This window comes from Nonomuraea sp. NPDC000554 (genome assembly GCF_040300065.1).
GTDB lineage: Bacteria > Actinomycetota > Actinomycetes > Streptosporangiales > Streptosporangiaceae > Nonomuraea.
Genome location: NZ_JBEPDC010000016.1, coordinates 24,853 through 47,821 on the forward strand (window position 1 = coordinate 24,853; position 22,969 = coordinate 47,821).

Annotated in this window: 20 protein-coding genes; 8 read left to right on the top strand and 12 right to left on the bottom strand. The window is 71.3% G+C overall.

Going from position 1 to position 22,969, the window contains the following annotated elements; all coding sequences use genetic code 11:
• Positions 1-7: 7 nt before the first annotated feature.
• Both ABT294_RS28010 and ABT294_RS28015 read right to left on the bottom strand, forming a co-directional pair.
• Entirely contained in the window at positions 8-1,249 is a 1,242-nt protein-coding gene (locus ABT294_RS28010) for an ABC transporter substrate-binding protein (protein WP_350809263.1), read from the bottom strand.
• Between the two features lie 86 nt (positions 1,250-1,335).
• Complete coding sequence (locus ABT294_RS28015; protein WP_350809264.1) at positions 1,336-2,490, bottom strand: DegT/DnrJ/EryC1/StrS family aminotransferase; 1,155 nt, start codon at positions 2,488-2,490, stop codon at positions 1,336-1,338.
• A gap of 58 nt (positions 2,491-2,548) precedes the next feature.
• Here ABT294_RS28015 and ABT294_RS28020 point away from each other — a divergent pair, with 58 nt between their 5' ends.
• Positions 2,549-3,751, top strand: coding sequence for a hypothetical protein (locus ABT294_RS28020; protein WP_350809265.1), 1,203 nt, complete (start codon positions 2,549-2,551; stop codon positions 3,749-3,751).
• A gap of 68 nt (positions 3,752-3,819) precedes the next feature.
• On the opposite strand, the gene ABT294_RS28025 is transcribed toward ABT294_RS28020, so the two are convergent.
• The 6 genes from ABT294_RS28025 to ABT294_RS28050 are packed head-to-tail and all read right to left on the bottom strand — an operon-like array spanning position 3,820 to position 11,105.
• Entirely contained in the window at positions 3,820-4,878 is a 1,059-nt protein-coding gene (locus tag ABT294_RS28025) for a dihydrodipicolinate synthase family protein (protein ID WP_350809266.1), read from the bottom strand.
• A gap of 31 nt (positions 4,879-4,909) precedes the next feature.
• Positions 4,910-5,917, bottom strand: coding sequence for an NAD-dependent epimerase/dehydratase family protein (locus ABT294_RS28030; RefSeq protein ID WP_350809267.1), 1,008 nt, complete (start codon positions 5,915-5,917; stop codon positions 4,910-4,912).
• Positions 5,918-5,974: 57 nt separating this feature from the next.
• A complete protein-coding gene (locus ABT294_RS28035; protein ID WP_350809268.1) occupies positions 5,975-6,865 on the bottom strand; it encodes a Gfo/Idh/MocA family protein in 891 nt (296 codons plus the stop codon).
• A 57-nt stretch (positions 6,866-6,922) separates the two neighbouring features.
• Positions 6,923-8,731 (bottom strand): hydantoinase B/oxoprolinase family protein, encoded by a 1,809-nt coding sequence (locus ABT294_RS28040; RefSeq protein ID WP_350809269.1) that lies wholly within the window; start codon positions 8,729-8,731, stop codon positions 6,923-6,925.
• Entirely contained in the window at positions 8,724-10,727 is a 2,004-nt protein-coding gene (locus tag ABT294_RS28045) for a hydantoinase/oxoprolinase family protein (RefSeq protein ID WP_350809270.1), read from the bottom strand. Before ABT294_RS28045 ends, ABT294_RS28040 begins: the two co-directional genes overlap by 8 nt.
• 6 nt (positions 10,728-10,733) lie before the next feature.
• Positions 10,734-11,105 carry a hypothetical protein gene (locus tag ABT294_RS28050; RefSeq protein WP_350809271.1) on the bottom strand — a complete coding sequence of 124 codons (372 nt, stop codon included), beginning with the start codon at positions 11,103-11,105 and terminating at the stop codon, positions 10,734-10,736.
• A 75-nt stretch (positions 11,106-11,180) separates the two neighbouring features.
• Between ABT294_RS28050 and ABT294_RS28055 the strand changes: the two genes are divergently transcribed.
• Positions 11,181-11,813: a thymidine kinase gene (locus tag ABT294_RS28055; RefSeq protein ID WP_350809272.1), complete on the top strand. Its 633-nt coding sequence runs from the start codon at positions 11,181-11,183 to the stop codon at positions 11,811-11,813.
• Here the strand turns inward: ABT294_RS28055 and ABT294_RS28060 are convergent.
• The 4 genes from ABT294_RS28060 to ABT294_RS28075 all read right to left on the bottom strand — a co-directional run bounded on the left by ABT294_RS28060 (position 11,810) and on the right by ABT294_RS28075 (position 15,498).
• Positions 11,810-12,274, bottom strand: coding sequence for a MarR family winged helix-turn-helix transcriptional regulator (locus tag ABT294_RS28060; RefSeq protein WP_350809273.1), 465 nt, complete (start codon positions 12,272-12,274; stop codon positions 11,810-11,812). The genes ABT294_RS28055 and ABT294_RS28060 overlap by 4 nt on opposite strands.
• A 427-nt stretch (positions 12,275-12,701) precedes the next feature.
• Positions 12,702-13,370, bottom strand: a complete 669-nt coding sequence (locus tag ABT294_RS28065; protein ID WP_350809274.1) for a DsbA family oxidoreductase — start codon at positions 13,368-13,370, stop codon at positions 12,702-12,704.
• A gap of 141 nt (positions 13,371-13,511) precedes the next feature.
• The gene (locus ABT294_RS28070) at positions 13,512-14,408 is read right to left on the bottom strand and encodes a hypothetical protein (protein ID WP_350809275.1); all 897 of its coding nucleotides are present in this window, start codon (positions 14,406-14,408) and stop codon (positions 13,512-13,514) included.
• A 379-nt stretch (positions 14,409-14,787) separates the two neighbouring features.
• Entirely contained in the window at positions 14,788-15,498 is a 711-nt protein-coding gene (locus ABT294_RS28075) for an SRPBCC family protein (protein WP_350809276.1), read from the bottom strand.
• Positions 15,499-15,727: 229 nt separating this feature from the next.
• Between ABT294_RS28075 and ABT294_RS28080 the strand changes: the two genes are divergently transcribed.
• The 6 genes from ABT294_RS28080 (at position 15,728) to ABT294_RS28105 (ending at position 22,964) form a co-directional block, all read left to right on the top strand.
• Entirely contained in the window at positions 15,728-16,675 is a 948-nt protein-coding gene (locus ABT294_RS28080) for a polysaccharide deacetylase family protein (RefSeq protein WP_350809277.1), read from the top strand.
• Positions 16,676-17,026: 351 nt separating this feature from the next.
• Positions 17,027-18,370, top strand: coding sequence for a cytochrome ubiquinol oxidase subunit I (locus ABT294_RS28085; protein ID WP_350809278.1), 1,344 nt, complete (start codon positions 17,027-17,029; stop codon positions 18,368-18,370).
• 10 nt (positions 18,371-18,380) lie between these two features.
• Positions 18,381-19,262 (top strand): cytochrome d ubiquinol oxidase subunit II, encoded by an 882-nt coding sequence (gene cydB, locus ABT294_RS28090; protein ID WP_350809279.1) that lies wholly within the window; start codon positions 18,381-18,383, stop codon positions 19,260-19,262.
• Between the two features lie 144 nt (positions 19,263-19,406).
• Positions 19,407-21,137, top strand: a complete 1,731-nt coding sequence (locus ABT294_RS28095) for an NAD-dependent malic enzyme (protein WP_350809280.1) — start codon at positions 19,407-19,409, stop codon at positions 21,135-21,137.
• A 2-nt stretch (positions 21,138-21,139) separates the two neighbouring features.
• Positions 21,140-22,612: a class II fumarate hydratase gene (gene fumC / locus ABT294_RS28100; protein WP_350809281.1), complete on the top strand. Its 1,473-nt coding sequence runs from the start codon at positions 21,140-21,142 to the stop codon at positions 22,610-22,612.
• Between the two features lie 73 nt (positions 22,613-22,685).
• Complete coding sequence (locus ABT294_RS28105; protein WP_350809282.1) at positions 22,686-22,964, top strand: hypothetical protein; 279 nt, start codon at positions 22,686-22,688, stop codon at positions 22,962-22,964.
• The last annotated feature ends 5 nt before the right edge of the window (positions 22,965-22,969 follow it).

The window sequence follows — 22,969 nt, forward strand, 5'->3', positions numbered from 1 at the left end:
TCCTCGCTCAGCCGCCGCTGGACAGCAGGGTGTCGGCCTCCTTGGCCGCCGCGTCGAGCGCCGTCTTCGCGTCCTCCTTGCCGAGCAGGGCGGCCTGGACGTGCGGGCCGATGACGCTCATGATCTGCCGGGCCTTGGGGTGGGCGTCGCCGGGGAAGGCGTACTGGAGGGACTTGGCGAACTCCTTGGCCGCCTCCGACTGGTCGGGGACGGTCACGTCGGTGCGCGCGGGGTAGAAGCCCGACTCCTTCGCCAGCTGCGCGGTGACCTCGGGAGAGGCGAGGAAGGTGGCGACCTTCTTGGCCGCGTCCTTGTTCTCGGCGTGCCTGGCGAGCACGAGTGCGCCCGGGATGCCGAACGCGACCCGCTTCCTGCCTTCCAGCGGCAGGCCGACGCCGACGTTCTCGGCGCCGATCGCGGTGCCGAGCTGGGTGACCTGGAGGGCGGTGGCGGCGTGGTACATCGCGGTCTTGCCGGAGGCGAGCGCGCCGCCCTCGATGTCGTTGCCCTTGCTGGCGACGTTGGCGGGCAGGCCGCCCAGCGCCTTGAGGTCGAGCAGGAACTGCAGGCTCTCGACGCCTTCTGGGCCGTTGAAGGCGACGCTCTTGCCGTCGGGGGCGAAGACGCTGCCGCCGTTGGCCCACAGGATCGGGTAGAAGCTCTGGTTGAGGCTGATCTCGGGATTGCCCGGGTAGTCGAGGACGGCGACCTTCTTGGCGGCCAGCTTGGGCGCCGCCTCCTTCAGCTCGGCCAGGGTCTCGGGCACCTTGGTGACGCCCGCCTCGGCGAACAGCTTCTTGTTGTAGATGGGGGCGGTGATCGTCTGGTAGATCGGGACTCCGTAGACCTTGCCGCCGACGGTCAGCGCGGCCAGCGAGTTCGGCAGGTAGGCGGCCTTGGCCGGGGCGACCACGTCGTCCACCGGCTCGATCGTGCCCTGCTGGGCGTACTGGGGGATCTGGTCGGGGCCGAGGACGACGACGTCGAACCCCTTCTTCGAGACCAGCGCGGTCGTCACCTTCTCCTGACGGCCCTCCCAGGGCTGCTGGTCGATCTTGAGGTCGATCGTGGGATTCTTGGCCTCGAAGTCCTTCTCGACCTTCCCCCAGAACGCCAGGCTCTTCGTCTGGTCCCCGATGACGGGGTACATCCAGAGGGTGACGACGGCCTTGTCCGAGCCGCTGGATCCGCACCCGGCGGCTGCGATGCTCAGGGCGACGGCCACGCCGACTGCCGCGTACTTTCTCATCGGCGGCATCCTTTCGACTAATACCGGTCCTGACCGAAACCTAGTGACAGCTTCTCGCCGGGTCAATCCCCGACTCCGAACCGTGACTACGACAGGTCCCGAAATTTCGTGATCTCTTGGGCTATGTGGGCGACATGGTGGTCCGTGTAGTTCTCGTTCCAGTCGATGACCAGGAGCGCCTCCGTGACCAGGCGTTCCGCCTCCGGGCAGGGGTTGGGACGGTAGCCGTCCAGGGGGTAGCGGGACGTCCCGTAGATGGGGGCGTCCCAGACGGGGGCGCGGTTCAACGGCTCGTTCAGATATCCGGCCCGCGCCGGAATCCCCGACTCGACCAGACGGGCGGCCAGCTCCGGCGCGCCGCCGTCCGGGAGGACGACGGGGAACAGCCACCAGGCGTGCCCCTCCCGGCGGGGCAGGCGCAGGCCCGGGACGCCTTCCAGGGCGTCGAGCAGCCGCTCCGCGGTGCGGCGGCGAGCCGCGACCACGGCGGGCAGCTTGGCCAGCTGCGCCCGCGCGACGGCGCCCTGCAGCTCCGTCATCCGGTAGTTGAGGCCGAAGCTGCCGTGCGAGCGCCCGGCGGCCCGGTCCCACCCCTTGTCGGAGAACAGCCGCATCCTGCGGGCCGCCTCCTCGTCGTCGGTGACCACGATCCCGCCGTCGCCGCAGGTGATGTGCTTCCACTGCTGCAGGCTGAGGCATCCCACGTGCCCGACGGTCCCCGCCGGCCGTCCCGCAGGGGGGAGCTCGGTGAGCCAGGCCTGGGCGCAGTCCTCGATCAGCACCAGGCCGTGGGCGTCGGCCAGGGCGCGCAACTCGTCCACGCGGGCCGGCGCCCCGAACAGGTGGACCGCCATGATGGCCCTGGTACGCGGCCCGATGAGGCCGGCGACGGCGTCCGGGTCGAGATTGCCGTCGGACGGGTCCACGTCGGCGAAGACAGGGACGGCGTTCTGCGCCAAGATGGGGGCCACGGTGCCGAAGTCCGTGATCGGCGTCGTGATGATCTCGTCCCCGGGGTCCGGCGCGGCCGCCACCACCGACAGATGGAGGGCCGCGGTGCCCGAGCTGCAGGCGATCGCGTGACGCAGGCCGTACAGGGCGGCCGTCTCGCGTTCGAGCGCCCGCACCTCCGTCCCCCAGACGGAGTTGAGCATGCCCGAGCGGATCACCCGCTCGGCGGCGGCCACCTCCTCGTCGCCGAGGGTACGGCCGTCGGCTTCCGCCATCAACGGGAACTTCACTGGACACCTCACAGGTTATAATTGCGGTCTTGACCGTAATGAGCGAGAGGGAGGCGCGGTGGGAATCGTCATCGGGGTCGTCGGCCCGCATGACCTGGTCGACGACGTCGCGGCCACGTGCGAGGAGCAGCCGGGCGTCAGCGCGCTCCGCCTCGACTACGACCACGAGTCGCAGGCCCCCGCGATCGTCGACGCGCACGCCTCCGCCGTCGAGGGGTGGCTGTTCACCGGCATCGTGCCGTACATGCTGTCGCGCGACGCCGACGTGCTGTCGCGGCCGGCCGCGTTCGTCGACTACTCGGGCGCGACGCTGCTCAGCGCCCTGGTACGCCTCCAGCACGAGGGCCGCGACGTGACCCGCCTGTCGATCGACACGCTCTCGGCCGCCGACGTGCACGCCACGTTCACCGAGGCCGGGCTGCCGACGGAGGAGCTGCGGACGCTCCCCTACCGCCCGGAGATGACGTCCAAGAAGGCCGTCGCCTTCCACCGGCGCGGCTCGCACGCCGTGATCACCTGCCTGAGCTCGGTGCACGAGGCCCTGCGCGACGAGATGCAGGTGCTGCGGCTCGCCCCGTCGGTCCACTCGATCCGGGTGGCGCTGCGGCAGCTCCTGCTGACGACCGAGGGGCAGGCCCAGGAGGACGCGCAGATCGCGCTCGGCCTGGTCGAGGTGGAGAACGAGGAAGGGCTGCTGCGCGAGGCCACCGCGCTCGGCGGCACGCTGGCGGCCTTCCGCGGCGGCACCCACCTGCTGGTCACCACCCGCGGCCCGCTGCACGACGCCACGGGCGGCTTCACCGGGCTGCCCATGCTGGCGCGGCTGGCGGCGCAGAACCAGGTCGTGCGGGTCGGCTTCGGGCTGGGCCGCAGCGCGGCGGAGGCGGAGAGCCTGGCCCGCCGCGCGCTCGCCCGAGCCCGCCGCATCGGGGACGTCGCCGCGGTGCTGTCGCTCCGGGCCGACACGGACATCGTCCTGGAGTCGGTGACCGCGACGCCCGCGGGCGAGCAGAACCTCGCGGTGATCGCCCGGCGCGTCGGGCTCTCGGTGCTCACGCTGGAGAAGCTCATGGAGGCTCGGGCGGCGGCCGGCGGCGAACCGCTCACGACCCGCGAGATCGCCGACCGCCTGGCGGTCCAGCAGCGCACGGCCCGCCGCATGCTGCACCGCCTGGAGCTGGCCGGTCTCGCCGAGCGCACGGGCAACCTCACCAGCGGCTCCAGCGGCCGGCCGCTGACCCTCTACCGCCTCACCCTCTGACACCCCGCGCCTCCCTCCGGGCGCCGCCCCGCACGAGTCGGGGGCGGGCCCGGAAGCGCCGCGAGGGGTCAGGAGAGCCAACGGTCGAGACCGGCGGTGACGAAGTCGTCGTCGCGGAGCCACGGGTAGGCCGCCCAGACGCGGTCGATCTCGGCGAGCTGCCCCGGCGAGAGGTCCTCGGCGGGGTCCAGGCACCAGCGTCCCGCCAGGAGCCCCTGGCGGCGGAGCACCTCGTGGATGCCGGGGATGCAGCCGTGGAAGGCGTTGGCCGAGTCGAAGATGGCGGCGTTGGCGTCCGTCAGGTGGCCGTCGAGGGTGAGCAGGCGCCTGATCGACGCGTCGTCGCCGCCCGCGCGGGCCAGCTTGGCCTGCTCCAGGAGCTCCACCGCCCGCCCGACCCACACGGCCCACTGCCCGAGCAGCCCGCCGACGAACTCGACCTGGACCTCGCGTCCGTCGACGACGACGCGGTGCGGGGTGATGAGGTCCGCCAGGATGTGGTCGTCGTTGCCGGTGTAGAGGGCGACGTCACCGGCACGTCCCGCGCGGACGACGCCGTGCAGGACGTCGAGGGTCCGGTAGCGGTCGAAGGGGGCGACCTTGATGCCGGCCACCGAGTCGATCGCGGCCAGGCGCGTCCAGAACTCCCGTGACAGCGGCCGGCCGCCGACGGCGGGCTGCAGGTAGAAGCCGATGACCGGCAGCACCTCCCCCACGGCGCGGGCCCGCTCGACGAGCGCGTCCTCGTCCAGCTCGCGGTAGGGGCTGAGCAGCACCATGTGGTAGCCGAGCGACCTGGCCAGCTCGGCCTCGGCCACGGCCTGGCGGGTGGGCCCGGTGGCGCCCGCGACCAGCACCACCTCGCGCTCGTACGCGCCGGCCGTGCGGGCGGCCAGTTCCAGGACGGGCGGCAGGAGGTCCGTGCCGTGGATGGCGAACTGGGTGGTGTGGACGCCCACCGCCAGCCCGCCCGCGCCGGCCTCCAGGTAGTAGCGGGTGAGGGCTCGCTGGCGGCGCTCGTCGAGCTTCCTGTCCTCGGTCAGCGCCAGCGGGTGCGCCGGAATCACCAGCCCGCGCCTGAACAGGTCGCGTACGGACGTGTGCGCCTGCTGAGCCGTGCTGAGCACGTGAGGTCCCCCTTGGTCGGTGGCTGGGAAGTCAGAAACGGCCATCGCGGCGTTCGAACTTGGTGGGCTTGCCGAGCAGCGGCCCGCCGCCGGCGACCCAGCGCGCGGTGTGCTCGATCAGCTCGGCCGGCGTGATCTCGGGGTAGCCGAACAGCCGGTGGCAGAGGCCGGCGTTCGACAGCAGCGCGGTGGGCGCCTCCTCGCCGGTGAACACCGGCTCCTTGCCGAGGGCCGCGCCGAGGTCCTGCGCGGCCTGGCGCACGGAGACCAGCTCGGGGCCGGTGAGGTTGAGGACGTACGGGGGCGTGCCGGCGAGCCGCAGCGACCTGAGGACGACCTCGTTGGCGTACCCCTGCCAGACCACGTTGACCTGGCCCGTGGCAAGGTCGATGGGCTCGCCCGCCAGGACCTTCTGGGCGAGGTCCACGAGCACGCCGTACCGCAGCTCGACCGCGTAGTTGAGGCGGATCAGCGACAGGCGGGCGCCGTACGTCTCGGAGAAGTGCGACAGCACCCGCTCCCTGCCGAGGCAGCTCATCGCGTACTCGCCGACGGGGCCCACGGGCGTGCTCTCGGTGCAGCCGCCGCTGGTGACGGGCACGAGCGGGTAGACGTTGCCGGTCGACAGGGCCGCGATCCGGCTGTCGCGGAAGCGGTCGGCGACCCGTCCGGGCAGGTAGGCGTTGGTGAACCAGGTGGCGTGCTCGCGGCCCTGGGTGCCGAACTTGGCCCCGACCAGGAAGACGACGTTCGGGACGTCGGGAAGGTCGCGGAGCTGCCGCTCGTCGGCCACGTCGGCCGGGATGACGGTGGCGCCGTCCTCCTGGAGCGCCTGGGCCAGGCCGGGCTCGGAGAAGCGGGACACGGCGATGACGCGCCTGTCGCGCCCGGTGGCGTTGAGCGCCAGCCGCACCAGGCTGGGGCCCAGTTTGCCGCCCGCGCCCAGGATCATGATGTCGCCGTCGAGTTCGGCCAGATCGTCGACGAGCCCGGCGCTGGGACGCGCCAGGCGCTCTTCGAGTTCCGCTGTGGTCCGCACGCGGACTCCCTTCCCGTTATTTACGGTCCAGACCGTAACCGGGAGGGAGTTCGGATGTCAACGGGCGGCCTCCCGGGCGGAGACCAGGACGTCCAGGACGGCCCGCGTCTCCTTCCACGGCACCGGGCTCGGCGCGCCGGCCACCATCGCCAGGAACGCCTCGATGGTCCCCTCGTAGCCGAGGCCCTTGACCGGGTCCTCGCCGCTCTCGATCACGATCGACTCGGCGCCGTCGCGCCTGTGCAGGGTGACGGTGTAGGACTCGCCGTCGGAGACGCCGAGGATCTCCACCGTTCCGGTGATGCCGCTCTCCCAGCGCAAAGCCATGACGCCGGTGTCCTCCGAGCGCAGGCCGGTGTAGTGGCGGACGGCTCCGGCGGCGCCCGCCAGCCGCACGTCGGGGCCGAGGAGCGCGACGAGCAGTTCCACGCCGTGGATGCCCATCGTGACCATCGTCCCGCCGCCCTCGTCCGGGGTGTCCTGCCACGGGTTGTAGCCGGTGGCCCAGAGGCCCACGTCGTGCCGGACGGTCGCCCGCACGGCCAGCACCTCGGCGGGCTCGACGGGCTCGACGGCGGCGAACGCGGGGGCGAACCTGAGCACCGAGCTGCTCAGCACCCTGTCGTGGACGTCCAGCCGGTCGAGCGCGTCGAGCTGGGCCCGGGTGGCGGCGGCGGGCTTGTTCACGAAGCACGCCACCCCGGTCTCCAGCACCGCCTCCAGCGCCCGCGGCACCCGCGGGTTGGGCACGGTCAGCACCACCCCGTCGGGGTCGGCGGCCAGGAGCTCGTCCAGGCTGCCCTTCACCGTGGCGGCAGGCTGCTCCTCGGTGAAGCGCCGCAACCGCTCCGGGTCGGGCTCCCACACGACCAGCTCGGCGTGCCGGGCGAGGGTTCTGGCGTCGGTGAAAGGATGGCTGGTCGCGAGACCGGCGAGGGCGATACGCACGCGATTGCTCCATTCCGTAGGGAAATGGAGACCATTCTCGGCGAAAGCCGGCCCTCCTTACAGCTCGTCGACCTCCGCGTGGGTCCTGCCGCCGGAGAGCCGGGAGTAGCCGGGGCCGCGGTCGAAGAACCGGCCGGTGGTGGTGCGCAGGCGGGCCCGGAGTTCGGCGGTGCCCGCCTCGTCGATGCGGTCGCCGTCGAGGACCACGCCGTAGTCGCCCAGCGCGCCCGCGATGGAGACCTTGCCGTCGCGGACGTCCGCCGCCACCGCGCGCGGGTCGCGGTCGTAGGGGGAGCCCCAGCCGCCGCCTCCCGTGGTGCGGATGCGGATGAGCTCTCCCGCCTGGACCGGGTGGTCGTCCACCAGGCCGTCCATCTCCTTGCCCGCGATCTCCACCCGGAACGGGCGGCCCGCCAGGCCGCCGTTCACGCCCCAGCACGACAGGATGGAACGGTCGGCGATGGACATGTAGGACGCGTCGCGCAGCATCCTGATGTGCTTGTCGTAGCCGAGCCCGCCCCTGAACATGCCGGGGCCGCCCGAGTCGCAGGCCAGGGCCAGGCGCTCGACCCGGAACGGCCAGCGAGCCTCGGCGAACTCCACCGGGATGTTGCGCGAGTCGGGCACCACGTGGATGGTGTCCTCGCCGTCGGCGTACCACCTGCCGCCCGAGCCGCCGCCCAGCACCTCGCGCATGAGATACGGCAGACCGTCGCCGCCGTCGCCGTAGACGCCGGTGTAGCGGATCGTCTCCTGGTCGGCGGGCATGCGGCCGCCCGTCGCCTTGGACAGGACGCCCGCCAGCACGCCGAGCAGGCGCAGGATGACGAACGTGCGGGCGTTCGTGGGCGCTGGGAAGACCGGGGTGAGCAGGGTGCCCTTCTCCGGGAAGATCATCTTGATGAGGGGGACGACGCCCTCGTTGACGTCCAGCTCGGCCATCCGCTCGGGCGTGTCGGCGAGGTTGCGCAGGACGGGCGCCAGCCACTTCTTCAGGAAGACGCCGTCGGCGTAGTCGCCCGCGTGGTTGATCGGCCCCTTGGCCTGCGGCGACGTGCCGGTGAAGTCGATCGTCAGCGGCGAGTCCGCGGCGTGGTCCACGGTGAGCGTGATGCGCTGGGTGTGCAGGCGCGGCGCGTCGACGCCGTCGTGCTCGGCGTAGTCCTCCCAGACGTACGTGCCCTCGGGGATCTTGGAGAGCAGCTCCCTGCGGAACGTCTCCGTGGTCTTGTCGATGATCGCGTCGAAGCACTCCTGGACGGCCTGCCTGCCGTACCGGTCGAACAGCTCGGACAGGCGGCGGGCGCCCATGAGGCAGGCGGAGCACTCGGCGTCCAGGTCGCCGGCCAGCGAGTCGGGCATGCGCGAGTTGCGGGTCATGATGCGCAGCGCGGCCTCGTTGGGCACGCCCTCCTCCCACAGCCTGATCGGCGGGACCATCAGCCCCTCCTCGAAGACCGACCTGGCGTGCGACGGCATCGACCCGGGGACGGAGCCGCCGATGTCGTCGTGGTGGCCGAACGCCTGGACGAACGCCACCACCTCGCCCTCGTGGAAGACCGGGACCGTGACGCACAGGTCGGGCAGGTGGCCGATGCCGCCCTCCGACAGGTAGACGTCGTTGTGGAAGTAGACGTCGCCGGGCTTCATGGTGTCGATCGGGAAGTCGCGGACCACCGGCTGGACGAGCGCGCTGTAGGAGCGTCCGGTGAGCTTGCGCAGGCCCGCGTCGTGGATCCCGGCCCGGAAGTCGTGCGCGTCACGGATCATCGGGGACCGGGCCGTGCGCGCGATCGCGGTCTCGACCTCCCTCTCGACGGAGGCGAGCGTGCCTTCGACGATCTCGACGAGGATCGGGTCAGCCATGTCGCACCTCCACGTTGCCGTACTCGTCCACCTTCGCGGTGAAACCTGGGTGGATGGGGATCGTCGAGCCGTACTCCTCGATCACCGCGGGGCCCTCGACGACCGCGCCGGGGCCGAGCGACACCCGCTGGACGACCGTGGTGTCGTGCGGCTCGTCGAAGTGCACCGTCCTGGACGTCGTGACCGGCTCGCCCTCCCGGGGGGCCGGCCGCCTGATCGCCGGGCGGCTGATCGGCCCGATGCCCGAGACGCGCAGGTTGACCCACTCGACGGCATGCCGCGGGTCGTCACGGTAGGCGTAGCCGTACAGCTTCTCGTGCGCGTCGTGGAAGCGGGAGACCACCTCCTCCCGCCAGGCCTCGTCCACGGCTCCGGCGGGCGCGGGAACGCGCACCTCGTACGCCTGGCCGTAGTACCGCAGGTCGGCGCTGCGCGCGTAGACCGGGTCGGCGAAGCCCTCGCGGTCGAGCGCCTCCGCCGCCTCGCCCTCCAGCTCGCCGAGGATCTCGGCGGCGGTGTCGGGCCGCAGGTCGCGGGTGACGTGGGTGCGCACGTAGTCGTTCTTGACGTCCACGGTGAGCAGGCCGAAGGCCGACACGTTGCCCGGGTCGGGCGGGATGACGACGGCGGGCAGGCCGAGGATGTCGATCAGCCGGCAGGCCAGCAGCGGACCCGAGCCGCCGAAGGTGACCAGCGGGAAGTCCCGAACGTCCAGGCCACGCTTGACGGTGAGCTGGCGGATCGCGTTGCTCTGGTTGAACGCGCTGATCTCCAGGATGCCCGTCGCGGTGCGTTCGGGGGTGAGGCCGAGCTTGCCGGCCAGGGCCTGGATGCCGGCGCGGGCGGCGTCGGCGTCGAGCGGGATCTCGCCGCCCAGCAGGTGCGGCGGGATGCGGCCGAGGAAGACGTGCGCGTCGGTGACCGTCACCTCGGTGCCGCCCCGGCCGTAGCAGAGCGGGCCCGGGTCGGCGCCCGCCGACCTGGGGCCGACCTTGAGCGTGCCCTCGGGCGAGATCCAGGCGATCGAGCCGCCGCCCGCGCCCACCGTGACGATGTCGATCATCGGGATCTTGCACGGGTAGCGGCCGACGGACCCCTCGGTGGTGACGGACGGCTCCCCGTCGATCACCACGGCCACGTCGGTGGAGGTGCCCCCGCCGTCCAGGGTGATCACGGACGGGTGCCCGGCCGTGGAGGCGATCAGCGCGGCCCCCAGCGCGCCCGCGGCGGGACCCGACAGCACGGTGGTGATCGGCTGGTTCACCACCTCGGGGGCCGACAGCACGCCGCCGTTGGACTTCATCACCGAGAACGGCATGCCCAGTCGGCTCGACAGGTTCGCGATGTAGCCGCGCATGGCGGGCTTGACCGCCGCGTCGACCAGCGTGGTGACCGACCGCTCGTACTCGCGGTACTCGCGCAGCACGTCGCTGGAGAGCGAGACGACCGCCTCCGGGTGCTCGCGCGCCAGCACGTCGCGCATCCGCCGCTCGTGCTCCGGGTTGGCGTACGCGTGCAGGAAGCAGACGCCGATCGCGGTGATCCCCTTGGCCCGGAACCAGCGGGCCGTCTCCACGGCCTGCTCCTCGGAGAACGGGCGCACCTCCGCGCCCAGGTGGTCGAGCCGCCCTCCGACGGTCCGGACCAGGTGGACCGGCACGATCCTGGGCGGTTTCACCCAGAAGTAGGAGTTGCCGTAGCCGTCAGGGACGCTCTGCCTGGCGATCTCCAGGATGAACTCGAACCCCTCGGTGGTGATGAAGCCGAGGTTCGCGATGCGGTCTTCGAGGAGCTGGTTGGTGGCCACGGTGGTGCCGTGCACGACGGAGCCGACGTCGAGCGGGCCCAGCCTGCCGATGCCCGTCAGGAATCCGTCGGCCGGGTTCGCGGGCGTCGAGGGTGTCTTGGTGGTGACGATCTCACCGGTCTCCTCGTTCACGGCCACCACGTCGGTGAACGTGCCCCCGGTGTCGACTCCGATACGGACGCTGCTCATGGCTCCTCAGCTCCTGCGACGGCCGAGGACTTCGTCGATGACGCGGGGCGCGTTCTCAGTACCGACATACGCCGCGAGCCGGACCACCAGTTCCTGGGCCTTCGACAGCTCGGCCTCAACTCTGGCCTTACCCGACTGGCCCGCCTGCACGCCGAAGTAGGCACCGATGATGGTGCCGACCACTCCGGCGACGCCCGCGAACATCGGCGCGAACTCCCTGGTGGCGAAGACGGCGGCGGCGAACGCGACGAGAATCGCGACGATCCCGGTCACGACGACGAAGAAGCCGTACCGCCATCTCGCGGCGTCGGCCTGGGCCGCCGTGAGATCGTCGGGCTTCATCAGGACGTCGAGCGCGGGGGGCTTCTCTGTGACCACCGTTCCTCCTGAGACTCAAGGAGAGAAATCTCCCACGAGGTCATGGAACAAGCCAAACCGCTAAGGTGGCACCCCGTGACCGAACTGTCTGCCCTCTCTACCGCGCCTTCCGGCGCCCGCGACGCCGTGCTGAAGTTCTACTTCGGCCCCATGGACTGCGGAAAGTCCACGCTCGCGTTGCAGATGAACTACAACCACGGCCGCCAGGGCAGGCGCGGGCTGGTGCTCACCAAGCACGACCGGTCGGGCGAGCCGAGGCTCACCAGCAGGATAGGGCTCGGGCTGGAGGCCATCGAGGTCCACGACACGCTCGACCTCGTGGAACTCGTCACCACGCGGCACCGGATCGACTACCTGATCTGCGACGAGGCGTGCTTCTACACGGTGCGGCAGATCGAGCAGCTCGCCGACCTGGTCGACGAGCACGGGATCGACGTCTACGCGTTCGGGCTGGCCTCGGACTTCAGGTCGGTGATGTTCCCGGCGGCGCAGCGGCTGTTCGAACTGGCGGACGAGGTGTGCCGGCTGCAGGTCGAGGTGCTGTGCTGGTGCGGGCGTCCGGGCCTGCTCAACGCCAGGATCGTCGGCGGCGAGCTGGTCCGCACCGGCGAGCAGGTGATGATCGGCGACACCGACGCCTCTCCCGTCCGCTACCAGGTGCTCTGCCGCCGCCACCACCGCGCGGGCCTGCTCGGCGAGGGCACCTAGACGAGCCTGCTCAGGACATCTCTGAGCAGGGACGCGTCGTCGTCCGTCAGACCGGACAGGAACGCGCGTTCTGCGCCGTCGACAGCCACGCCGCCGTCACGCAGCGTGTCGCGCCCGCGCGGGGTCAGCTCGACGGCGTTCTTGCGCCGGTCGCCGGGGTGCGGCCTGCGTGCCACCAGCCCCTTGGCCTCGAGCGCGTCGATCATGGCGACCATGGTGGTCCTGTCGATGCGCAGCCGCTGGGCGGCCTCCTGCTGCGACAGCGGCTCGCCGGTGCCGGGCCCGGTTCGGGGCCCGGTTTCAGGCTCGGTTCGGGGCCCGGTTTCGGGCTCGGTTTCGAGGACGCTGAGCACGGCCAGCTCGCGGCCGTCGATGCCGTACGGCGCCAGCGCGGGACCGGTCAGCTCGGCCAGGCGCAGCTGGGCGTGCTTCAGCAGGTAACCAAGACGACGTCTCGACACAGGACGATTCTCGCACTACGGCAATCGTCAGCCTTACTGACAATCAGTGAGCTGCTCCATGATCGAGACCGCCCCCGTCGGGGTCACGTACGGGGCGGCCAAGGCCGGCATGACGCAGTCGGCAATGGCATGGGCGGAACCATCCCCACCTTGCCCGTTCTGGAGCGTCTGGCTCGCGCCCTGGACGCGGATTTCGAGGTCCGCCTCACGCCCCGGGCTCCCGCCGCCTGAGCTGTGATGTCGGCCCGCTCGAAACGGACGGGCCGTCGAACGGGCGGCGGAGCCAAGTGCTGCCACCGATTCCGTACCACGACCACCCCGGGGCCACCCGCGACCTCACCGCGGCCGGGCTGACGCACTTCGCGCTCAGCCTGCCGCGCCCGTGACCGCCAGGCGCGGCCGCCTGGGTGGCCGAGGAAATCATCGCTCAGACCGCACAGTAGCCGTCGTCGCAGCCATCCCCCTGATCGGCGAGCTGGACAATCGGCGTCTGCCCCGTGCGCGCGGCCACCTCATCGATGGCGGCGGCGAACGTTTCCTCCGGCTGCGCCCCCGAGACCGCGAACTGCTCCTCGAACAGGAACAACGGCACCCCTGATATGCCGAGCCGCCTGGCACGTCCGAGCTGCTCGCGGACCTCGGCCGCGCCCTCACCCGTGTCGTCCACGCCCGCCTCGGCGGCCAGTCCGGCCAGCGCGGCCGGGTCGGCGACGTTCACCCCCTCGGCGAAGTACGCGCGGAACAACCGATCGGCCATCTCCTCACCGAGGCCCTGACGGCCGGCGACCTCGATCAACCGGTGCGCCTCGAACGTCGGGGCGCTGATGGCGCGGTCGAAGCGGACGTCCAGCCCTTCCGCCGAGGCCGCCGCGGTGACCCGGACGCTCATCTGCTCGACGTTCGCGCCGAACTTGCGCTCCAGGGCGGAGACAAGCGGCTCCCCCTCGGGAGAGGCGTCCGGGTTGAGCTGGAACGGACGCATGGTCACGTCGAGCGTGCCTCCCTTGGCGCGGAACCGCTCAGCCGCGCGGCCGAAGCGGACGTGGCCGATGTAGCACCAGGGGCAGGCGACGTCGGAAAATATTTCGACTTTCACGATCGATGGCAACCATCGGGCCTTCACTCCCATTCCGGACGACCGCGTCCCCGTTCGACAGCCGACCGACCGGCCCGAGGCCACGGAGCGGTGCCGGGTGCGCGAGCTGGTCGGCGCTGGCGGCCGTCCGCGCCCTTGTCGCTACCCGGCGGCCAGTTCCTCCAGCCGGTACGGGAGGTACGCGGAGTCGTCCACGAGTGCCGAGGCGCCGCGCCACCAGCCGAACCACTCGCCGCTGCGCCACATCCAGTCGACCCGCTCGATCGCGGCCACCACGTCACCGGCCGTCTGCCACCGCTCGCCGAGCTGCTCGTGGGTGGCGCCGTGCCGGATCGCCCAGGCGCGCAGGACGCCGACCGCCGCCGAGGCGACCTCGCGGGCGTACGGGTCGGGGTCCTCGCCCGGCAGCCGGTGCGGGCCGAGCCCCGCGGCGACGCCCCAGCTCCACTGGGCCTCGGCCGGACGGGAGTAACGCAACGAGTGGAAGTCCAGGTTGGAGCCGAGCTCGTCGTCCTGGCGGCGGGTCACCACCGCGTCGAGCCGTCCGCCCGCGTCGAAGTGGACGACCAGCCGCTGCCCCGGCTTCACCCCAGTCGGCAGGACGAAGCGGTCCTCGGCCTGCCACGAGTTCAGGTCCACCTCGGCCACCGGCCGGCCCCAGAGCTCGTCGGCGGCGTCGTCGGCGATCCAGGCGGCCAGCATCTCCAGCGCGGTCAGGTCGGTCCACGGCTCGATCGCGACGGCCGAGCCCAGCGCCTCGTCGGGCGCGGGCAGCTTGCCGCCCCTTGGACGTCCCCACCAGGACGCGCCCAGCTCCCGCGTGCCGACCAGCAGCGCGGCGACCGCGGCCAGTTCGCTGGAACGCCTGGTGAGCGAGGCGCCGAGGGCCAGGCCGAGACAGCGCTCCGTCCGGTCGTCACCCAGGACGGGACGCGTCGCGGCGATCAAGGTGTCGGCGGTGGGGCGCTCCTCCCCCAGCAGGTTACGGACGATTCGCCTGGCCTCGGTCCGCGCGTCTTCAGCATGTGCCTGCCGCATATGTGCCACGCTACGCCGGGAGATCCTTTTCCGCGAGAGTCGCGAAATCGTCTCATTAGGGACGCGGCCTTCACGGGCGGCCAACCCCCGCCCGCCCTGCCGAGCGCTCACGACCGCCAAGCATGCGGGGAGGAGAGCAGCGAGCCCACGGGACGGCGGTTCAGCCGGGCGGGTGAGCCCACGGGACGGCCCCACACCGCCTCGGCTCTCGCCGCCGGAGACCCTACGGCAGCAAGGCCCGCCGCAGGCACTTCAGCGGCGTTCCGGCTCGGGGCCTCTGGCGGCCGAGCCTGCGGCGACCGGGCCCGCGGCGACCGAGCCTGCGGTGGCCGGGCCTGCGGCGACCGAGCCTGCGGTGGCCGGGCCTGCGGTGGCGGGGTCAGCGGGTTCGGGGGCGGTTGGCGCGTCCGAGCAGCCAGCCCACTGCAACGCCGGTGAGCGCGACGCCCGCGCCCATGCCGAACGAGGCGAACATCACCCAGGGCCGTGTCTCGGTGTGACGCTTGGCGTGACGCTCGTACACGGGCCCCAGCGGCGCGGAGAGCCGGCCACCGGCTCCTGGCGCCACCGCACCCACCGTCTCGGGCACCGCTTCCCCGGACGGGAGGACGCCGTTGGCGGAGCCGGCATGCTCCAGGGCTCCGACGATGGACGGGGCCTGGAGGTGGTGTTCCACGGCGGCGAAGAACTCGCCCGCCGTCCTGCGGGCGACGGAGCCGAGCATGCGCTGGCCCACTCCGCCGATCATGCCGCCGACCACCGCGTCCGCGTCGTAGTCGACGCGCGTCCCGCCCTCGACCTCACTCAGCCGCACCTGCACGGTGGCGTCCACCGTGCCGGGGGCGCCCTGCCCGCGCGCCCGCAGCACGAAGCTCTCCGGCGCGAGCGGATCGGCCAGCACGACCTCCCCCTGGTAGACGCCCTTGAGCGAGGCCACCCCGGCGTTGACCGTCATCCGGTACGTGTCCGGCCCCGTCTCCTCCAGGCGCTCGCACCCCGGGATGGTGTGCACCAGCACCCCTGGATCCTGGAGCGCCGCCCACACGCGATCTCTCTCGACGCCGATCACGGCACTGCCTGCAACCTTCACACCGCCACTCTAAGCAGCGCCACCGCCGTCACTAAGGGCAACACCTGCCAGAGGGGCGATCAATCATCAGGCAGCCGCCGCGGTGATCGAAGCTGGCAAAATGTGGCAGATGTTCAGGGGGCGAACGAGAGACCACGGTGCGACGGAAGCGACACACGAGGCCGCACACGCGTCCAGCGGGACGTGCAACGCCGCCTTAACCGACAGGTCCGGGACGTGCGACGAAGCCATGCCCGGACCACCCAGGGCGTCCGGAAGCGCCCCACCGGGAGCTCCCGGTACGTCCGCCACGGCGGACGGAAGCGGCCCCGGCGCGGCGAACGCGGCCGGTGTGGTGCGGGCGGCCGCCGGAGTTGCGGTTGTGGCGATGGCCGCGGGGCTGGTGGCGGGGTGTGCGAGCGAACCGCCGAAGGGAGAGACCGGCCGGGACGCGGCCGCGTCCCCCAGCGCGACGGCCCCCGCACGCAGGCCGAAGGGACCGCCGGGCACGCTGCCGCGCGAGGGAGAGGTGGGCCGGATCGCGCAGCCCGGTCCACTGCCCCCGGTGATCAGCTCGATACCGACCAAGCGCAAGGTCGTCTTCCTGACCATCGACGACGGCTGGGAGCAGGACCCGGGGTTCGTCAAGCAGGTGCGCGACGGACGGATCCCGATCACGGCGTTCGCGATGCGCGACGCGGTCGAGGCGAAGGGGACGCCCGACCCGGCAGGCGGGCCCGGTCGGTACGTCGGAGCCGGGAAGTGGGGATATTTCCGGTCGCTCAAGGACGCCGGGGTTCCCGTCGAGAACCACACGCTCACCCACCCGAACCTGCGCCTCCTCGGCTACGACGCGCAGCGGCGGGAGATCTGCGGATCCTCACAGGTGATCAAGAAGGAGCTGGGCGTCAGGCCGACCCTGTTCAGGCCGCCGTTCGGCAACTACAACACCGACACGCTGAGGGCGGCGAAGAGCTGCGGGCTGACGTCCGTCCTGCTCTGGACGGCCACGGTGCAGCCCGGCGGCAAGATCGCCTACCAGGTGCCCGACAAGAAGCTGCGCCCAGGAGACATCCTGCTGCTCCACTTCCGGCCCAACCTGTCGAGGGACTTCCGCATCCTGGTCAACAAGATCAAGCGGCGGGGCTTCGAGCTGGGCAACCTCCAGGCGTACCTGGACGCCGCCACCGCACGCTGACACCGGCCCCACACGACACCGGGCGCCCAAGACAGGGCGCGCCGGCGCACCCCGGGTTCTCCCAGCAAGCGGCCCGGATCCGAGCGAAGACGCGGCCAACCGGCGGCAGACGGATCCGGGCGGGCGCGGCCGATCGGTGGTAGGCGGGGTTGGGGTGAGTCCGCCGCGGGAGGTACGGGGGAATCAACCCGCGGGCTGACGCAGCAGCCCGTTCACCTGGGCCATCGTGGGACCACCGAAATCAGGCGCACGCGGGTGTGACAAAGATCGCATCGCGTTGCTCTACGAGCTGTAGTACTACTTCTAGTAGATGAACTACAGCCTGTAGAGCTAACAACCGGGGTTGGGGATATGGACGCACTTGATCTTGCGCGGTGGCAGTTCGGGGTGACCACCGTCTACCACTTCCTGTTCGTGCCACTGACGATCGGCCTGGGCATCTTCGTGGCAGGGCTGCAGACCGCGTGGCACCGGACCGGCAAGGAGCACTACCTCCGCCTGACGAAGTTCTTCGGCAAGCTGTTCCTGATCAACTTCGGCATGGGCGTGGTCACGGGCATCGTCCAGGAGTTCCAGTTCGGGATGAACTGGAGCGAGTACTCCACCTTCGTCGGCGACGTGTTCGGCGCGCCGCTGGCCCTGGAGGCGCTGCTCGCCTTCTTCATGGAGTCCACGTTCCTCGGCCTGTGGATCTTCGGCTGGGACCGGTTGCCGAAGAAGGTGCACCTCGCCTGCATCTGGGCCGCCGCGATCGGGTCCAACCTGTCGGCGTACTTCATCCTGGCCGCGAACGCCTGGATGAAGCACCCGGTCGGCTACGAGGTCGTCGACGGCAAGGCCAGGATGACCGACCTGTGGGCGGTGCTGACCAACTCGACGGCGCTCGCCCAGGTGCCGCACGTGATCGCCTCGGCCTTCATCGTGGCGGGCGGGTTCGTGCTGGCGGTGAGCGGCTACTGGCTGCTGAAGACCAGGCAGGACATGTGGCGCGGCGCCGCCAAGGCGGCGCTGGTCATGACGGCGATCGCGGGGGCCGTCGTGGCGGTCAGCGGCGACACCTCGGCCAAGCTCACCTACGAGCAGCAGCCGATGAAGCTCGCCGCCGCCGAGGGCCTGAAGCACGACACCGCGGGCGCGCCGTTCTCGATCGTCCCCGGCATCGAGATCCCGAACGTGCTGAGCTTCCTGTCGACCAACGACTTCAACGCCACCGTCCCGGGCATGGAAGACCTGCAGCGCACGTTCGAGCGGCAGTTCGGCCCCGGCGACTACCGTCCCGACCAGACCGTGGTGTTCTGGTCCTTCCGCCTGATGATCGTCTTCGGGATGGCCACCGTCGCGCTGTCGGTGCTCGGGCTCTGGCTGACCCGGCGCAGGCGGGCGGTTCCTGACTGGTTCGCCAGGATCCTCCTGCTGGCCCTGCCCCTGCCGCTGCTCGCCGTGACCGCGGGCTGGCTGCTGAGCGAGGTGGGCCGCCAGCCGTGGACCGTCGCGGGCGAGCTGCTCACCGCCGCCAGCGTGTCGCCCGGCGTGAGCCTGGCCGAGGTCGCCATCTCGCTGACTGTCTTCACGTTGCTGTACGGCGGCCTCGCGGTGGCCGAGGGCGTGCTGCTGACCAAGCACGTCCGCAAGGGCCCCGAGGAAGTCGAGCCCGTCCCCGCGGCCGAGAAGCTCGAGCCGTCCCTGATGTACTGAGGTGCAGACCATGATCAACCTGTGGTTCGTCATCATCGCCTTCCTCTGGACCGGCTACTTCGTGCTGGAAGGCTTCGACTTCGGCGTCGGCCTGCTCGCCCCGTTCGTGGGCAGGAACGGCGCGGAGCACCGCCAGAGCCTGCAGACCATCGGCCCCGTCTGGGACGGCAACGAGGTGTGGCTCATCACCGCGGTGGGCGCCATGTTCGCCGCCTTCCCGGTCTGGTACTCCGGCCTGTTCAGCGCGTTCTACCTGCCGATCGTGCTCATCCTGGTGGGCCTGATCGTCCGCGGCGTCGGCCTGGAGTGGCGCGGCAAGGTCGACAACCCGTTCTGGTGCGACCTGGGCATCGTGATCGGCAGCGCGCTCCCGGCGTTCCTCTGGGGCGCGGTCTTCGCCGACCTGCTGTACGACGGCGTCCTCGCATCCCTGGTGGGCGGCGCGTTCTCGCTGGCGGTGTGCCTGCTGCACGGCGCCGTCTTCCTGGCGCTGCGCACCGACGGCCCGGTACGCCGGCGCGCCCGCACGGCGGCCCTGGCCACGACCGTCGCCGTGGTCCCGCTGGCCGTGGTGGCGCTCTCCCGGCTCGGCTCCGTCCCGGCGCTGGCCGCGGTGGCCGCCCTGGCCGCCGGAGCGGCGCTCATCTGGCGCCGTCGCGAGGGCTGGGCGTTCACCGCCACGGCGGCGGCCATCGTCCTGACCTCGGTCGCCGTCTTCGCCGAGCTGCGCGGGGCGCCCCTGCCCGGCCTGACCCTCGCCGAGGCCGCCTCGGGCCCGTACACGCTGACGATGCTGAGCTGGATCGGCCTGATCGCCCTTCCCTTCGTCCTGGTGTACCAGGGCTGGACGTACTGGGTGTTCCGCAAGCGCGTGGCACTGGCCCGCGCCTAGATGTACACCCAGACCGCCCGACACGACCAGCAAAAAGGGTCTTTATAGCCACTTGGTTGCCCACGCGTCGCGGCCGGGGAGAGCCTGACAGAGAGACCGCCTCGCCCTCCTCATCCCGGAAACCCGTTCCACCAGGAGATAGCGATGTCGATGAGCCACCACAGGCACGCGAACGGAAGGCACCGCGGATACGCGGAGGACCAGGGGGGTTACGTCACCTCCGAAGGCGGCCTGGCCGTCCTGGACAATCCGCTGCTGAACAAGGACACCGCGTTCAGCCACGAGGAGCGGGAGAACCTGGGGCTGAACGGGCTGATCCCGCCGGTGATCGAGACGCTCGACGAGCAGGCGGGCCGCGCGTACGTCCAGTACCTGGCGCAACCGACCGACCTGCAGAAGAACGTCTTCCTGACGGCGCTCCAGGACCGCAACGAGGTGCTGTTCTACCGGCTGCTGGCCGATCACCTGCGGGAGATGCTCCCCATCGTGTACGACCCCACGGTCGCCCAGGCGATCAAGAGCTACAGCCACGAGTACCGCCGGCCCCGGGGCGTCTACCTGTCCATCGACCACGTCGACGGCATCGAGCAGGACCTGCGCAACTACGGCCTCGACTCCGACGAGGTGGACCTCATCGTCGCCTCCGACGCCGAGGAGATCCTGGGCATCGGCGACTGGGGGGTGGGCGGCGGCGCCGGCATCGCCACCGGGAAGCTGGTCGTCTACACCGCCGCCGCCGGCATCGACCCGGCCCGGGTCATCCCCGTCGCGCTGGACGTCGGCACCGACAACGAGGCGCTGCTCAACGACCCCCTGTACGTCGGCGAGCGGCACGCGCGGGTGCGGGGGAAGCGCTACGACGACTTCATCGACGCCTACGTCTCGGTGTCCACCCGCCTGTTCCCGCAGGCGATGCTGCACTGGGAGGACTTCGGCCCGTCCAACGGACGGCGCATCCTGGAGCGGTACACCGGCCGGATCCCCACCTTCAACGACGACATGCAGGGCACCGGCGCCATCGTGCTGGCGGCGATGCTGGGCGCCACCCGCGCCTGCGCGACCCCCATGCGCGAGCAGCGCATCGTCGTCTTCGGCGCGGGCACGGCCGGCATCGGCATCGCCGACCAGCTGCGCGACGCGATGACGCGCGACGGCCTCGACCGCGAGGCGGCCACCCGCCGGATCTGGGCGGTCGACAAGCAGGGCCTGCTCACCGATGACCTGTCCGACCTGCGCGACTTCCAGGTTCCGTACGCCCGCCCGGCCTCCGAGGTGGCCGGCTGGAGCAGGGACGGCGGCGGCATCCGCCTCGCCGAGGTCGTCGACCGCGTCAAGCCGACCATGCTGCTCGGCACCTCCACGGCGCACGGCGCGTTCACCGAGCAGATCGTCCGGGCCATGGCGGCGGGCGTCGACAGGCCGATCATCTTCCCGATCTCCAACCCGACCGACCGGATCGAGGCCATGCCCGACGACCTCATCCACTGGACCGACGGACGGGCCCTGATCGCCACCGGCATCCCGATCAACCCGATCACCTACCACGGCGTCACCCACGCCATCGCCCAGGCCAACAACGCCCTGCTGTACCCGGGGCTGGGGCTGGGCACGATCGTGTCGCGAGCGCGCAGGGTCAGCGACGGCATGCTGCGGGCCGCCGCCGAGGCGGTCAGCGGGCTGGTGGACGTCTCGTCTCCCGGCGCGTCGCTGCTCCCGCAGGTGGAGAACCTCAGGGAGGTCTCGGCCACGGTCGCCGTCGCGGTCGCGAAGCAGGCGGCGAAGGAGAACCTGGCCCGCGTCGACCTGCACGACCCCGTCCAGCAGGTCCAGGACGCGATGTGGCAGCCGGAGTACCGGCCGGTCCGGGGGGAGTGACGATGACCACCCGGCACCGGGCGGCGCCCCGGATCCACGACGTCCCCATCGGCCTGGACGCCACCGGCACCCGTACCGAGAGCGACTCCATCGGCGAGATCCAGGTGCCCGCCGACCACTACTGGGGCGCGCAGACCCAGCGGTCGCTGATCCATTTCGACATCGGCGACGACCGGATGCCCAAGGCCGTGTACCACGCCTACGGCTCCATCAAGAAGGCCGCGGCGATCGTCAACCGCCGCGCGGGCCGCCTGCCCCGGTGGCAGTCCGACGTGATCGTCCGGGTCGCCGACGAGGTCATCCGGGGCGAGCTCGACAGCGAGTTCCCGCTGTACGTCTGGCAGACCGGCTCGGGCACGCAGTCGAACATGAACGTCAACGAGGTGATCTCCAACCGGGCGATCCAGCTGCTCGGCGGACGGCTCGGCAGCAAGGACCCCGTGCACCCGAACGATCACGTGAACATGGGGCAGTCGTCCAACGACACGTTCGTCACCGCCATGCACATCGCCGCCGTGCAGGCGATCGACGGCCAGGTGCTGCCGGCGGTGGGCCGGCTGCGCGACGCCGCCGCCGAGAAGAGCAGCGCGTGGGAGCACACGGTCAAGATCGGCCGTACCCACCTGGAGGACGCCACCCCGCTGACGGTCGGCCAGGAGTGGTCCGGCTACGTCGCCCAGCTCGACGACGCCGCCGACCACCTGAAACAGACCCTCGCCGGGCTGTACCGGCTGGCCATCGGCGGCACGGCGGTCGGCACCGGGCTGAACGCGCCGCCCGCGTTCGGCGACGAGGTCGCCGCGCAGCTCGCCGACCTGACAGGGCAGCCGTTCGTCAGCGCGCCCAACAAGTTCGCCGCCCAGGCCTCGTGCGACGCTCTCGTCCGCGTCTCCACGGCGCTGCGCGCCCTGGCGGTGTCGCTGTTCAAGTTCGCCAACGACATGCGCTGGCTCGGCTCGGGCCCCCGCACGGGGCTGCACGAGCTGATCCTGCCGTCCAACGAGCCGGGTTCCTCGATCATGCCGGGCAAGGTCAACCCGACTCAGGCGGAGGCGATGCTGATGGTCGCCATCCAGGTGATCGGCAACGACAGCGCGGTCTCGATGGCGGGTGCGGAGGGCAACTTCGAGCTGAACGCCTTCCGTCCGGTCATCATCAGCAACGTCCTGCACTCGGCGCGGATCCTGGCGGACATGATGGACCACTTCCGCACCTACCTCGTCGAAGGCGCGCGGCTCGACGCGGCGAGGCTGGAGGAGAACGTCGACAGGTCGATCATGATGGTGACGGCGCTCAGCCCGGTCATCGGCTACGACCGGGCCGCGCGCATCGCGCATCGCGCGCTCGACGAGAACCTCACGCTCAAGGACGCGGCGCTCAAGTCCGGTGTCAGCCGGGCCCTCTATGAGAGGGTCGTCGATCCGGAGCGTCTCACCGAGCCGGGCGTGGCCGGCGACGGCGCCGGACAACGCTGACGCGGCCGAACCTCCCGCTCCTCCCCTGCGTCGAACCGTCTGAGACGGACGTCGAGAGGGAGGTGAGCGACCGATGAGGCGATGGACGCCGAAGCTGCTCGGGCTGGCCGGCCTGGCCCTGGTCGCGCTCGCGGTGGGGCTCTTCCTCGGCCGGTGCGACAGCTACGGGATCTTCCCGCTGCTGGTGGCCGGGCACGCCCTCGGCTCGGCGCTCATCGGGGCGGCTCTCATCCTCGGTTTCAAGCCCGGCGTGGCGATGTCGATCCTCCTCGGGATCGCTGTCGCGGCGATCTCCTTCCTCGTCGCGGCGATGGCGTTGTTCGCCTCCTTCGCCCGCTGCTTCGAGTTCTGACGCCC